12 protein-coding genes and 1 tRNA gene are annotated in these 14,326 nt (G+C 37.7%); 3 read left to right on the plus strand and 10 right to left on the minus strand.

Annotated elements, in window-relative coordinates; translation table 11 throughout:
- Positions 1 to 209 precede the first annotated feature (209 nt).
- The gene (locus tag M3183_RS07710) at positions 210 to 1,223 is read right to left on the minus strand and encodes a DUF1646 family protein (RefSeq protein ID WP_251468220.1); all 1,014 of its coding nucleotides are present in this window, start codon (positions 1,221 to 1,223) and stop codon (positions 210 to 212) included.
- Positions 1,224 to 1,358: 135 nt separating this feature from the next.
- Complete coding sequence (locus M3183_RS07715) at positions 1,359 to 2,381, minus strand: diguanylate cyclase domain-containing protein (protein WP_251468187.1); 1,023 nt, start codon at positions 2,379 to 2,381, stop codon at positions 1,359 to 1,361.
- A gap of 550 nt (positions 2,382 to 2,931) precedes the next feature.
- Between M3183_RS07715 and M3183_RS07720 the strand changes: the two genes are divergently transcribed.
- Positions 2,932 to 4,203, plus strand: a complete 1,272-nt coding sequence (locus M3183_RS07720) for a sensor histidine kinase (protein ID WP_251468189.1) — start codon at positions 2,932 to 2,934, stop codon at positions 4,201 to 4,203.
- Positions 4,204 to 4,227: 24 nt separating this feature from the next.
- On the opposite strand, the gene M3183_RS07725 is transcribed toward M3183_RS07720, so the two are convergent.
- The 6 genes from M3183_RS07725 to queG all read right to left on the minus strand — a co-directional run bounded on the left by M3183_RS07725 (position 4,228) and on the right by queG (position 11,797).
- The gene (locus M3183_RS07725; protein WP_251468190.1) at positions 4,228 to 5,268 is read right to left on the minus strand and encodes a CAP domain-containing protein; all 1,041 of its coding nucleotides are present in this window, start codon (positions 5,266 to 5,268) and stop codon (positions 4,228 to 4,230) included.
- A 207-nt stretch (positions 5,269 to 5,475) separates the two neighbouring features.
- Positions 5,476 to 6,642 (minus strand): sporulation protein YhbH, encoded by a 1,167-nt coding sequence (gene yhbH, locus M3183_RS07730; RefSeq protein WP_251468192.1) that lies wholly within the window; start codon positions 6,640 to 6,642, stop codon positions 5,476 to 5,478.
- Positions 6,643 to 6,876: 234 nt separating this feature from the next.
- A complete protein-coding gene (locus M3183_RS07735; RefSeq protein ID WP_251468193.1) occupies positions 6,877 to 8,772 on the minus strand; it encodes a PrkA family serine protein kinase in 1,896 nt (631 codons plus the stop codon).
- 352 nt (positions 8,773 to 9,124) lie between these two features.
- Positions 9,125 to 9,616, minus strand: coding sequence for a tRNA (uridine(34)/cytosine(34)/5-carboxymethylaminomethyluridine(34)-2'-O)-methyltransferase TrmL (gene trmL, locus M3183_RS07740; protein ID WP_251468194.1), 492 nt, complete (start codon positions 9,614 to 9,616; stop codon positions 9,125 to 9,127).
- 70 nt (positions 9,617 to 9,686) lie between these two features.
- Positions 9,687 to 10,562, minus strand: a complete 876-nt coding sequence (locus M3183_RS07745; protein WP_251468195.1) for an amidase domain-containing protein — start codon at positions 10,560 to 10,562, stop codon at positions 9,687 to 9,689.
- Between the two features lie 95 nt (positions 10,563 to 10,657).
- Complete coding sequence (gene queG / locus M3183_RS07750; RefSeq protein WP_251468196.1) at positions 10,658 to 11,797, minus strand: tRNA epoxyqueuosine(34) reductase QueG; 1,140 nt, start codon at positions 11,795 to 11,797, stop codon at positions 10,658 to 10,660.
- Positions 11,798 to 11,931: 134 nt separating this feature from the next.
- Between queG and M3183_RS07755 the strand changes: the two genes are divergently transcribed.
- Positions 11,932 to 12,603, plus strand: a complete 672-nt coding sequence (locus M3183_RS07755) for a B3/B4 domain-containing protein (RefSeq protein ID WP_251468197.1) — start codon at positions 11,932 to 11,934, stop codon at positions 12,601 to 12,603.
- Between the two features lie 360 nt (positions 12,604 to 12,963).
- Here M3183_RS07755 and M3183_RS07760 read toward each other — a convergent pair.
- Positions 12,964 to 13,037 (minus strand) — tRNA-Gly (locus M3183_RS07760).
- 208 nt (positions 13,038 to 13,245) lie between these two features.
- On the opposite strand from M3183_RS07760, the gene M3183_RS07765 reads away from it, so the two are divergent.
- Positions 13,246 to 14,181 (plus strand): NADP-dependent oxidoreductase, encoded by a 936-nt coding sequence (locus tag M3183_RS07765; RefSeq protein ID WP_251468198.1) that lies wholly within the window; start codon positions 13,246 to 13,248, stop codon positions 14,179 to 14,181.
- 55 nt (positions 14,182 to 14,236) lie between these two features.
- On the opposite strand, the gene M3183_RS07770 is transcribed toward M3183_RS07765, so the two are convergent.
- On the minus strand, positions 14,237 to 14,326 hold a 90-nt coding region (locus M3183_RS07770; protein ID WP_251467466.1), incomplete at its 5' end, for an IS3 family transposase.

A 14,326-nucleotide genomic window follows, 5' to 3' on the forward strand; every position in this document is an offset into this window, starting at 1 on the left:
CCTCATTATAAATAACTTTCACATCATTTTTTGCTTACAAGCCTTAGTTTCATTATTTATTCATATGTTTTTGACAGATTTTTGTCTGTTCCCTATTTCCCTTTCTATTTGGGTATTAACATTTTTTAGCAGGATAAAAAAAATGTTGCCCGGCTGCCAAAGCTGATTATTTCTAATCAACTTTGGCAGCCCGGGCAACAAATTTCAAACTAAAATACAAAAAGAACAATAAAGTAAATGACCATCGTAATCAGCCCAACTGGAACACCAAAGCGGGCCCATTCTTTACTTGTAATCTTTAATTTACCTGCAGCAATAATGTTTGGAATATTACCAGGAATCAGCATTCCACCGCTGATAAGCAGGCCAAGCAGTATAGCACGAACAGTTTCACCATCCATTACAGGACTAATTTCTGCTGCTGCTAATGTTGCATTATCTAAAATTGCAGAAATCATATTAATCCAATAAAGGATTGTTGGATGAAGGCCAAGAATGTACTCATTGATTAATGGTTCAAATCCGTGTCCCAAGAACGTTAATCCCATTACAAACAAGTAGATTTTAACAGAGCGAATAATAATTTCCTTGTAGCTCTCAGACCTTTCTTCAGATTTTAGACCATCAGAACTTTCCTTAGGCTTAACAAGAAACATTGACAAAATCCCGAATAAGACTACAGCCGGTATTACCTCAGCACCGATTAAGTCTATTAAATAAAAGAATCCTTTATCTAACTTACTTAATGTGATGGTAGATAATGGCTCGCCAATTGGTGTAAGCGCTGCCCCTAGACCGATAGCAAAACAGGCCAGCACAGTAAATCGAACTTCAGATTTCCTGTCGAGCGGGAGAACATTTATAACAATAACCAGCACAATGGCCGCAATAATTGCTGTAATAATACTTGATACCAAACCTAATACAATTATCGTTAAAGCAAGAAAAATTCTTGGGGTTAATAGCCGATTTAATGCTGTAATGGACTTCTCCAAAGGACTTTGGGCCCATTTTGTAATTAATCCGGCTAACAATACCGCAATGGTAATATTAATTGGATCAACAAGCGCTTTAGTGATTAAGTGTTTGTCCATCATACCGCTAATAAGTGAAGCGGCAACCCCCATAATAAAGAGGAAGGCCTCCAAATTATGTTCTACCTTTTTAACCGAAAAGGGCAAAAATAAAACTAAAATTAATATAATAATCAATCCTATTAACACTTTCTGTTTCAACCCCTTTATGTTCTGCGAATTATGTAAATTATTAAATTATTATAAACCTTTTAATGAAAGATTGCATCAATTTTCTTCTTTTTTAGACAAAATCAGCGTATTCTAAAAAATAACAGCCGCTGTTTAGTAAGCGGCTGTTATTTTCCCCATTTGTTTCATTGCTCTAACCTTCAATTTTGGTGTGAAAAATGAGAAACAATTTCTTCCTTTTGCCTTTGAATGATACATTGCCAAATCGGCATGAGTAATTAAAAGGTTTAGATCGTCCCCATGGTCCGGATATATACTTATACCGATACTTGGTGAAATGGAAAACTTCTGATTGCAAATTTTAAAAGGCTCTTTCATTGCTTTTAGAATCATATCACAAACTTCTTCCGCTTCTTCTTTATTCTTTAATTTTGGCAGCAGCAGCACAAATTCATCACCGCCAATTCTTGATAGAACATTGTCTTCTGTTACAGCATCAGCGAGCCGTTCTGCCGCCAATTTCAATAATTCATCACCTGCCTGGTGCCCTAAAGTATCATTTATCACCTTAAAATGATCTAAATCCAAAAGAATAACACCCAGCATCTTCTGAAAATTTCCCTTTTCCGACTTAAATTGATCTAAATAGGAATTAATATACCATCGATTAGGTAGTCCGGTTAATGCATCATGGAAAGCCATATGAGCGATTTTCGCTTCCGCTTCCTTCAAATTTGTAATATCAAGGGCAAATCCTACAAGAAAGTCTTTTTCGGTTTCTGGTAAATGAACGATTGTCTTCCCCGTGAACATATGGGATTCTCCTCCCCGAAATCCGGCAGACATTTCAGTGGTAATAAGGCTTTGTTTCCGCCAAACCTCCAAATCCATTTCCCTATTCTTTTTAGCAATATCCTTTGGAAAAAGGTCAAATACAGTTTTGCCCACCAATTCCTCTAATGGCAATCCGTTTGCTTCACACGCCTGTTTATTTGCAAATATAGTCCTGCCTAATGGATCTTCAAGAAAAACATTGATAGGAAGGGCATCAAGGATTTTCGCATAAAGAGAGTTTTGCACTTTAAGTTGTCTTGTCAATTTCTTTTCTCTGTTTTCCAATTCTGCTATTCGTAATTTAAGTTTTTCCAATTCATTTTTTTCGGATGGTTCCCCCACATTGACCCCGTCCTTATTCATCTTTCAAATTTGATTTCTGTTTACTTTATATAACAATTTAATAAGATTATTCCTATTTTATTGAATAATTGGTTTTCTATATCCTTAATTATAAAGAATTTTTAAACTAAAGTGAATGAATTTTATCATTCTGCTGTTTTTTATGGATTCAAAAAACAATTCTAATACTTTTCTTCTAGTCAGCCAATGCTGCTTAATGCGATAAAGTGACATGTTGATATATATTAAAGATCGATGCAGGGATACTTATGTTATGTCACCATTAAAAAAATCCTACCTTTTTTGTCCCCCTCTGCCTTTTCTCCAAATTTCTAGGCAGCAGGACTCATTTTTATTTCCCGGAAAATGTCGAATAAGTAATTCAAATTTTTTTATATGATTTTTGACTAGCCTTTTATCAAAAACTTGTAAAACAATACATTTAATTACCAATTATTTAAGTCTTATTTTTTTATTCTGAAAATTTTGTTGTAAGCTGTTGAAAAAAGCTGTAAGATTTTACTAACATACCTTTTGGACGGTGATGTGAATGGAAATTACAAAGCATTTCTTTCTGAATCTTTCTGTAATTGTGATTTTATTATTCTTCTGTTTTATTTTCCTGGAAAGAAATAAAAAATGGACTCTTTCTAAACATCCATTAATTTTTTTCTTCATTGTACTGTTATGGATTTGTATTCAATTTTCCTATCACCCGTCTCCACATACAAGATATGATTTGAGGATCATCCCATTAGTAATTGGCGGATATTATGCAGGAATTGGACCGATTCTTATTGCAGCAACTATTATAATACGTGGTCTCTATGGAGTAGACTTAGGCTTCTATCTTACATTAGCTTTTTACATACCCTTTGGTTTTGTGGTTTGGCAGCTATATTCCTGGTTTTGGGAACGCTCACCTGCCCGCCGGATTGAAATTGCGGTTATTAACAGTTTGATTCTCGGATTACTTACCATGTCCGGGGTTCAATTAAATGGAACAGATTCTTCCTTGCTTGATGCGTTTACCGCTTATATATTGATTCCTCCATTGGGAGTTTTTATCATATCTTATTCGATTGAGTTCTTCAAAAAGAATGCCGAGATGCGACAACGGCTTATTAAAACAGAAAAATTAAAAGCTGTGGAACAAATGGGAGCAGCTATTTCCCATGAAATTCGGAATCCCCTCACCGCAGCCAGTGGATTCGTGCAATTACTGCAAGATGATTATCTGCCTAGACAAAAGAGGAAGGAATATCTGTCAATTGTAATGGACGAACTGCAATCAGCTGAAAGGGTGATTCAGGATTACCTTACATTCGCTAAACCATCCTTAGAATCCTTGGAGGAAATCAATGTTAAAAGCGAACTAAGACAAACACTAAATATACTCCAGCCATTAGCCAACCAAAATTCGGTTGAAATCCATACTGATTTTTCTATCCTAGGCTTTATAAAAGGTGACAAGCAAAAATTCCAACAATGTATAATCAATATTTTAAAAAACGCAATTGAGTCTATGCCAAATGGCGGCTATCTAACAGTATCAACAGAGTTTAGCCAAACAGAGGTAACAATAACAGTGACAGATACTGGTGAAGGAATGACAAGTGAACAGCTAGCAAGACTTGGGGAGCCCTTCTATTCCACGAAAGGAAAAAATGGAACAGGATTAGGAATGATGGTTGTATACAGCATTCTTCGTGCCATGGAAGGTTCTATCAAAGTGGAAAGTAAAGTGGGGACAGGAACAACAATTTGTATTACTTTCCCGACTATTTCGCTTACAAAAGAAAAACAGAGCCGGCAAAGCTGATTGCCGGTTCTGTTTTTTGGTTATTTATTTCCCAATAAACATTTGCGACCAATGTTTTCCTGCATTTTCAAATCCTACGCCAATGTGGGTATATTTTGTGCTAAGAATATTAGCTCTATGCCCTTCACTATTCATCCAGGCAGTCACCACTTCTTTTGGTGTCTGCTGTCCTTGAGCAATGTTTTCTCCTGCGGATTTATACGTAACTCCAAAATCCCGCATCATATCAAATGGGGAACCATATGTTGGGCTGGTATGAGAAAAATAATGATTTTGCTGCATATCTGCCGCCTTTTTCTGAGCCACACTGCTTAACTGGGTATCTGCTTTCAAGTCTGAAAGGCCTTTTTTCCTGCGCTCCACGTTTGTTAAATCAATTACCTGGCGGGCAAATTCACTAATGTTTCCTGTTGCAGCCTGGTTTTTAGGCGCTGTCTGCTGTGCTGGTGCCTGTTGTTTTTGATTTGGTGCCGGCTTCTGGGCTGGAGCTTGCTGTTTTTGATTCGGTGCCGGCTGCATTGGCTTTTGCTTCTCAGGTGTCTGTGTTGGCACCTTATTCTCTGTTCCCCTATTCGGCTGCTGCTGATCCTGTTGTGGAACATTAGGCATTACCGCTGAAAATTGTCCATAATACGGTCCAAACCCTTTGAAGAAACTAGTATCAAAGCGGTCTTCCTTGCCAACCGGTACATATTGGTATTTTGCATCCTGGATGACAATCGCTTTCGTTTCTGGATATTGATCACTATTTAATGTTGTTTGATAGGCCGAAATCATGGGTTTGTTCGTTCTATCCCGGTTTTTTGGATCAAATAGATTTAAATCAAGATCATTGTCATTATCGTTTCTGTAATCCTCAGTCAACGGCCCGTTATGGTCAAACCCGTCATTGTTGCGGACATTACGTACATCGTTTAAATCGGTATTCCTATTGGTAACATTAAGACCCACGCGGTCATTCCGATCATTCATTTCGTCTAATCCGGCTCTGTCATTATTATTACAAGCAGCCAGTCCTAATGTAAGCATGGCTGTTATACATAATCCTGCTGATTTCTTTATCACCCGTAATTCCTCCTTTGGCAAAAAGAATGATTTTCTTCTTGCACTTCTATTTTTTTAATTTTACGGGTAAAGTATTAATGGTAATTAACGCAAAAAAGACAGGTTAATTTTACCTGTCTTTCTTTCCTATTGGTCCGATTGCAGCTCCTATAAACTCCGTCAATAAAGGCCAAAAATCGGACTTTTTGCAAAGATTTGTTTTTTTATTTAAGCATACATTTTTTCCTCTTCTTTTTGGAAAAAGCTCTTCATTGCATGAAATACGTCGGCCTTTTGCTTTAAAATATAGTATTTAAAGCTCTCATCTTTAATGTTTTTATATGCAGACATTAGGGTAGAATGACGGTTGTACTGATTAACTTCACCATAGCCAAACATATTGGAAACCTTCATTAATTCTTCCACAAGTTTAACACACCGGGCATTATCGGATGTGAGATTATCACCGTCTGAAAAGTGGAATGGATAAATGTTAAACTTTCGCGGATTATATTTTGTATCAATAATTTCCAATGCTTTGCGATAGGCAGACGAACAAATCGTTCCACCGCTTTCCCCTTTAGAGAAGAAGTCTTCTTCGGACACTACTTTTGCCTCTGTATGATGGGCAATAAATTCAATTTCTACCGTCTCATATTTTGTTCGCAAAAAGCGGGTCATCCAGAAGAAAAAGCTGCGGGCCATATATTTTTCCCAAATCCCCATACTTCCGCTTGTGTCCATCATTGCAATAACAACTGCTTTAGAATCTGGCTTTAAAACCTCATTCCAGGTTTTGAATTTCAAATCATCTTTGTAAATTGGATGGAATCCCGGCTTTCCGCTCATTGCATTTCTTTTAAAAGCGGAAATCATGGTTCGTTTTTTATCAATATTCCCCATGAGCCCAGTTTTCCTAATGTCATTGAACTCAATGTTTTCAATAAGATGTTCCTGTTCCTCTTTTTTCTTTAAATTTGGAAGCTCTAATTGTTTAAAAAGCGCTTCCTCCAGCTCCATTAATGATACTTCTGCTTCGAAATAATCTTCGCCGGCCTGATCCCCGGCTCCCTGCCCTTTCCCAGGGCCACGCTCTGCACCTGATCCATCGCGTGCCACTACATCACCAACTTGACTGTCACCATTACCTTGGCCAACATGCTTATTTTTGTCATAGTTATATCGAATCTTGTATTCGTCTAATGAGCGAATTGGGATTTTCACCACATCTCTACCATTAGACATGATAATACTCTCTTCTGTAATTAAATCTGGAAGATTATTGCGAATGGCCTCTTGAACTTTTTCCTGGTGCCGCTGCTGATCATCGTGGCCTTTACGGTGGAGGGACCAATCTTCTTTTGAGATCACAAACTGATGGTTATCACCTGTCATTAATACCCCTCCTTAAAAATTTTTTTATACATGCACACATTTTTAGCCATAACATACAATAACGCGAGTGTAAAAATAGATAAAAGATAGATTACTTTATCCTATGCAGAAACCAAGAATAATTTACAAGGAATTTAGACAATTGGTTATTCGCCTATAAAAATGGACAAGATTTTGAAAAAAACAGACTGGCAGAGATTTCCGCCAGTCGTTTATTTTTTAACCATAAATCCCTTACCGGTTTAATAAGCTTCCAACATAACGCAATAATTCATTAGCGGATGTGGAATTATAACCATGTTCATCAATTAAGCGGGCCACAACGTCGTTAATTTTCTTAAGCTGCTGCTCATCCGGTGTTTTAGTGGAAGTTGTAATCTTGACGACATCCTTCAAGTCTGCAAATAGCTTTTTCTGGATTGCTTCACGAAGACGGTCATGAGAATTGTAATCAAAACGCTTGCCTTTACGAGCAAAGGCTGAAATTCTAATTAAGATTTCTTCTCTGAATGCTTTCTTGGCATTTTCGGAAATACCAATTTGCTCTTCGATGGAACGCATTAGCTTCTCATCCGGATTAATTTCTTCACCAGTTAATGGATCTCTTAGTTTTGCCTTGTTACAATAGGCTTCCACATTATCGAGATAATTGTCCATTAATGTCTTGGCAGACTCTTCATATGAATAAACAAATGCCTTTTGAACCTCTTTTTTGGCAATATTATCATACTCTTTACGTGCTATTGAAATATAATTCAAATAGCGCTCACGCTGCTCTTGGGTAATCGAAGGATGTTGGTCAAGGCCATCCTTTAACGACTTTAACACATCAAGCGCATTAATTGATGGCACCTCTTTACGAATAATTGTAGAAGAAATCCGATTAATCACGTACCGCGGATCGATACCGCTCATTCCTTCATCCGGATGTTCTTTCTTCATTTCATTCACATCGGCACTATTAAATCCTTCAACAAGCTGACCATCATAAAGCCGCATTTTCTTTACTAGGTCGACATCGCCTTTTTTTGGTTCTTTAAGGCGGGTCAAAATGGTGAACATGGCGGCTACTCTTAATGTGTGCGGCGCAATATGCACATCTGCCACATCACTTTCATGAATCATCTTTTCATATATTCTTTCTTCCTGAGACACTTTCAAATTATATGGAATTGGCATGACAATAATTCTTGAATGGAGTGCTTCATTTTTCTTATTTGAAATGAAGGAGCGGTATTCTGTTTCGTTTGTATGTGCCACAATTAACTCATCGGCACTTATGAGTGCAAATCTGCCTGCTTTGAAATTGCCTTCTTGTGTCAAGGATAGCAAATGCCACAGGAATTTTTCATCACACTTTAACATTTCCTGGAATTCCATCATCCCGCGGTTTGCTTTATTGAGTTCCCCGTCAAACCGATAGGCACGCGGGTCAGATTCAGAACCAAATTCAGCAATTGTGGAAAAGTCAATACTTCCAGTTAAATCCGCGATATCTTGTGATTTCGGATCAGATGGACTGAATGTTCCAATTCCCACCCGTTTGTCTTCAGAGAAGAAAATTCTTTCTACTAATACATCTTCTATTCTGCCCCCATACTCTTGCTCAAGACGCATCATATTGAGCGGTGACAGGTTTCCTTCAATACGGATACCATATTCATCAAAGAAATCTTGTCTTAGATGATGGGGAATTAAATGGAGCGGATCTTCATGCATTGGACACCCTTTAATTGCAAAAATGGATCCGCGGTCTGTAAGGGAATACTGCTCAAGCCCTCTTTTCAGCATAGTAACAAGTGTTGATTTTCCTCCGCTGACAGGACCCATAAGAAGAAGAATCCGTTTCCTGACATCAAGCCTTTTGGCTGCCGGATGAAAATATTCCTCCACCAATTTTTCCAGTGCTTCCTCTAACCCAAATAGCTGATGGCTAAAGAAATTGTACTTTCTCGTCCCTTTTTCTTCTTCAATACCGGCATCTCTAATCATATTATAAACTCGAGAATGTGCTGACTGTGCTACCCATGGCTTTTCCTTTAACAACTCCAAATAATCGCCAAAAGTTCCTTCCCAACGAAGTTTTTCTTCTTCTTCACGAAACATCTCGATTTTTTTTAAAATATCCATGTATACCCTCCCCCTGCTCTTAAATCAGAGACGATTAATATACTCTATGCGCCTAATCAATTGAACATGCGTAAACAAGAAGTATTCGTTTCTTACTTTTTTGTTTTCTTTAAATCTTGCCCTTTTCATTTTTCAAAGATAGGCTATAATAAAGCTATATGTATAAATTGAAAATATAATGATGAAGGGTGGATTACATAACAATGAGCTTATTCCTAATCATTTGCGTAATGATCGCATTCTTAGCGGCAATTTTAACCTCAGGATTTAATGATAAACCAGGGAAAAATAATTAAGAAAAAAAGGACTGCACACAGATGCGGTCCTTTTCATTGAACAGGATTTATGAATGTCAGTGTTCCGGCTCTTTTTTGATTAAATTTGGATAATCCTGCTGTCTTAACACTTCGTAGACTAGAATGGCTGCGGTGTTGGACAAGTTTAAAGCGCGGACCTTTTGGTTCATTGGAATGCGTAATGCCCGGTCGACATTTTGTTCAATAACCTCTTTCAGAAGCCCAGTCGATTCCTTGCCAAAAATGAAGTAATAATTTTTATTTGTGTCACTATAATCAAACGAACTATGCCGCTTTTCACCGTATTTTGTTAAATAGAAAAATTCTCCGCCTTTATTTTTCTCAAAAAATTCATCTAATGAATCGTAAAAAATAATATTGACGAACTCCCAGTAGTCCAAACCGGCTCTTTTTAACATTTTATCATCTGTTGAAAACCCTAACGGCCGAATTAAATGTAAAGTGGTATTGGTTGCTGCACAAGTACGGGCAATGTTACCGGTGTTTGCAGGAATTTCCGGCTGGTATAATACTACATGCACTGACACGTTTCTCACCTCTATAAAAAACTCTACTTGCCATTATACCATATCCGCCCGCAGCTCAGTACAAGATGGTTTAACCATCAACAATAGTAAAAAACCTATATTTTATATTCGGAGTATAAGCGGAGGAATCTTCATATGCCCAATACCTCATCCGGCTGTTATAAGTATTGGCATTCACCAATGGCATACCGAAAGCATCCTTACCCGTGACAATGGTATTATGATTAAACCTTCCGTCACCTTCAAAATCATAACAAATCACGTCACCTAAATGAAGCTGTTCCGGACCGCTTACCTCTTTTGCTCTCAGCCCGCTTTTAGAACTGCCTAAGTAATTTTTTAGTGAATGAGCTACAGCCCAGCTATAACTCCAATTGGAATGCGCGTACCACCACCCTAAACCTCGGTTTGGCTGCCCTCTCATCGGTGCCTCACCCGCATGAAGACATTGAGAAATATAGTTGGTGCAATTATTTTCAAATTTTTTAAAGGCCGGATTATACGTATTCCACCATCGTTCCGCGTATTGAACAGCTTTTAGGCGGTTATAGCTGTAGCTTTTCCGTTCCTCATACTCCGCTTCAATATCTGTTGAAATGGAAAGGGGGTCACTTTCCATCATGGGAGGATTTACTTCCTCATCCATAATCAGGGCTCCTTTATAAAACTTTGCAACCCTCTCTTCCGCCTCTTCTTCCATATAAAGATTTCCCTTTTGTTTAATTAAATACTGATAATGGGTCAAATATTTGACATTTTCAAATTCATCATCATTTTTTGTTTCAAGTATTTTACCACTAGCTTTTACTTTTACTATCTCTGCAGATCTTTTTATTAAAGATTCAAGCTTTTTTTCAGCTTTTGAAAAAATATCCCGGGAATTTCGCTGATTTCCGACAAATTGCTGCACTCTAAACTCAAAAAGGTCTTGAAGAGCCTCCTGCATAGAGATGAATTCACTCCTTTCTTTTCATACATATGAAGGAAAGGTAAAATTAACATTAAAATTAACATTAAAAATATGGAGAAGGTTATGAGTTCTCAATTCTGGTCAATCAAGGCTAATCCTTTATTAATTTCTTGAATTACCTCTGGTGCGGTTTCTGATTTCTTGGCTTTTTTTAATGCGTTATAGGCGGTTTGCCCGCCAATTTTTCCGAGAGCCCAGGCAGCAGTTCCTTTGGTAACTGGGCTTGCCTCATTTTCTAAGACATCTATCAAGTCCTGAACAGCTGTTTCGTCTTTAAAATGTGCAAGGGCAATGATCGCATTTCTCTGAATAGGCTTTTTCCCGCGCCAGGATCCTGAAACATGTCCAAATTTCAGTTTAAATTCACGATTGCTTAATTTTAAAATTGGTTTGAGCAGTGGTTTAGCAATCTCAGGTTCAGGTTCCATTTCTTTATGAAAGGAAAAATTTATACCCTTATTATATGGACAGGATGTTTGGCAAGAGTCACAGCCATATAGACGATTTCCAATTTTCTCCCTAAATTCTTCTGGAATCAATCCTTTAGTTTGCGTTAAAAAAGAAATGCAGCGCTGGGCATTGATTTGTCCACCCTGCACCAATGCACCTGTTGGACAAGCATCAAGACATTTCGTACAAGAACCACACATATCCTCCACCTGTGAATCCGGTGTAAAAGGAAGGCTGGTTATCATTTCTCCAATATAAACATAGGAACCATATTCCGGAGTAATGACTGCACAGTTTTTTCCGCTCCATCCAATACCTGCCCTTACCGCAACTGCCCGGTCAGAAAGTTCCCCGGTATCAACCATTGATTTCAACCGTGCATCCGGCACCTTGGATAATATAAATTCCTCCAGTTTTTGGAGTCTGTCCCTGATAATATCATGGTAATCCAGCCCCCATGAAGCACGGCAAAATATCCCTCTTCTTTCGCCCCTTTTGCTTTCTACACGGATCTTCATTTTTGCTGGGTAAGCAAGCGCAATCGAAATAATTGATCTTGGCTTTTCCATTAATAAAGCTGGATTGGTCCGTTTCTCAATATCAGGTTCTTCAAACCCTGATTGAAAACCCAGTTCCTGCTGTCGAATCAAACGATTTTTTAATTCAGTAAAAGGGGTTGCAGCAGCAAATCCGATTTTATCAATTCCAATAGTTTTACTAAAGGCGATGATTTCTTCCTTAAATTTGTTATAGTCTTGCATTTTGTTATTCACTTCACTTAAAAAGATTGTAGGCATATATCAAAAAACTAAATTTTTTTCGTTGAAACCATGAATTATTAGCTGTTCTCCAATTTATGATAAACTATTTTTAATGAATTTTGGAGGTGGAGTTGTTGGAAATTCAACTTTCAACGGAATTAACAGAGCTGATTCCCCATTTTAAAATGGGAGTAATTGAATATCAAAATATCATTGTTGAAGATTCGCCGCAAATGCTTAAAGGACGTCTTCAGCTGTTTCAAGAATCGATTTATTTTGACTTAGAGGATCATAATTTAACAGAGATTCCAGGGATTCAAGAATGGCGTGCTATTTTTAAAAAGACAGGCAAGGATCCAAATCGCTATCGTCATTCAGCAGAAGCATTATTTAGAAGAGTTAAAAAGCAAAACTACCTTCCTTCTATTCAAAGTGCAACAGATTTAAATAACTTTTTCTCGCTGAAGTATCAAGTTCCAATAGGGGTTTATGATATGGATTTCATCGAGGGTCCTATAGAAATTCGAATTGGCGGGGAAAATGAAGAATACATAGGATTAAATGGAAGGTCAAATTCTCTGAACCGGCTAATTATTTCTGCCGACCATAAAGGACCATTTGGAAGTCCATTTGTTGATTCGGAAAGAACGGCTGTTACGAAAAATACAAAAAACGCCCTGCAGTTGATCTATCTGCGTCCTTCAACCAGCCTGGAGGAAGCTAAAAAACTAACAGAGTCGTTAATGACCATGTTCACACAAATAAGCGGTGGAGAAAGCAAATGTTATTTATTGGGATCTGAATAATTTTTTAGTGGTGAACCTCTTCAATTAAACCATATGTGGAGGTTCCTTCTTTTCTATTGCCTCGATTTTTCTTTATTGGGGATTGATGTATCTGGACTTATTGACTTGTCTGGACTTACCGGAAATACAGATTCTCCTCTTTTACAGGCAATCCTGTCTTCCTGCATTGCTATAAATGATGTTTTTTTTCTTCACGGGCAACCCATTCTTGCATTAACAGTGTGCATTCAAGGGCACACCAGCTTCTTTTAAAACTCAGCAAAGCCATTTTCCCTTTAATTAAGCAATAGAACCCTTTAAAAAATAAAAAACGCAATACATCGTTCTAATTGAAACAATATACTGCGTTGTTAATATGTATGGAGCGGGTGATGGGAATCGAACCCACAACAACAGCTTGGAAGGCTGTGGTTTTACCACTAAACTACACCCGCGCGAATATCCCTATTCTATTCACTTAACACCAAATATTTTAACGAATATTTGTCTATTTCATGAACAATTGACTTTTATAATATTACATACCTTTTATTACTTCGTCAAGTATTTTTCGACAGCTTTTGTCGAATGTTTTTGCAAGAAAAATATTTTTTTGAACATACTATTCAAGAATTTCAAATTTTATACATGCAGGAGTTAAAAATGAAGGCAATTATTATTGATCAATATGGCGGTAAAGAACAATTAAAAGAAAGACAAGTTGAAAAGCCGGTCCCTGGTGAAAATCAAGTTGTTGTGAAGCTTCATGCGACATCGATTAATCCAATTGATTGGAAGCTTCGCGAAGGTTATTTAAAAACTATGCTTCCCTTTAAATTTCCAATTATTTTAGGCTGGGATGCAGCAGGTATTGTGGACGAGATAGGCGCCAATGTACAAGGATGGAAGGTTGGGGACAAGGTATTTGCCCGGCCGGAAACGACTAATAAAGGAACATATGCTGAATATACCGTAATAGATACCTCGCTTTTAGCAAAAGTCCCAGAAAATATCAGCTTTGAAGAAGCTGCTTGCGTCCCCCTTGCAGGATTAACTGCATGGCAATGTTTGTTCGATTTTGGGCAGGTAAAACAAGGCGATAAAGTACTGATTCATGCAGGTGCAGGCGGAGTTGGAAGTTTTGCGATTCAATTTGCCAAACACGCCGGAGCATATGTGACTGCAACTGCAGGAACGCATAATGTTGGGTTTTTAAAGTTACTGGGTGCCGATGAAGTGATTGATTATAAAAAACAAGACTTCGAATCAATCCTCCGTGATTATGACTTTGTCCTTGATTCCTTAGGCGGGGACAACCAGGAGAAAAGTTTTACGATTTTAAAGAATGGCGGAAAACTGGCATCTATTGTCTCGGAACCGGATAAAGAAAAAGCTGCAGCCAAAAATATTAAATCTGGTCTGGTGTGGCTTGTTCCGAATGGCGGGCAGCTAAAGCAAATAGCCGATCTTTTATCAAAGGAAAAAGTAAAAGTAATAATAGGACACCGTTACCCATTAACGGAAGAAGGATTGAAAGAAGCCCATGCTTTAAGCGAATCCCACCATGCGAAAGGGAAAATCGTCATTACTATCCACTAATAAAAAAGTCCGGATTTGAAGTGTACCCCTTGTAAAGGACATTTTAAAAAAAGGCCTAGGCTACCTGTAACAGATGATTCCTGTACTGTACAGGAGTCATCTTTTTTAGATTCCATTGATATCTAGTATGGTTATAGTGGCGGAT

The organism is Neobacillus mesonae (assembly GCF_023715155.1).
Lineage (GTDB): Bacteria > Bacillota > Bacilli > Bacillales > Cytobacillaceae > Neobacillus > Neobacillus mesonae_A.

Bases quoted from the DNA above. Each gene is read 5' to 3' on its own strand.
- M3183_RS07720 (WP_251468189.1), top strand. From the start codon at position 2,932: ATGGAAATTACAAAGCATTTCTTTCTGAATCTTTCTGTAATTGTGATT.
- yhbH (WP_251468192.1), bottom strand. From the start codon at position 6,642: ATGACAGGTGATAACCATCAGTTTGTGATCTCAAAAGAAGATTGGTCC.
- M3183_RS07735 (WP_251468193.1), bottom strand. From the start codon at position 8,772: ATGGATATTTTAAAAAAAATCGAGATGTTTCGTGAAGAAGAAGAAAAA.
- M3183_RS07745 (WP_251468195.1), bottom strand. From the start codon at position 10,562: ATGCAGGAGGCTCTTCAAGACCTTTTTGAGTTTAGAGTGCAGCAATTT.
- queG (WP_251468196.1), bottom strand. From the start codon at position 11,797: ATGCAAGACTATAACAAATTTAAGGAAGAAATCATCGCCTTTAGTAAA.
- M3183_RS07765 (WP_251468198.1), top strand. From the start codon at position 13,246: ATGAAGGCAATTATTATTGATCAATATGGCGGTAAAGAACAATTAAAA.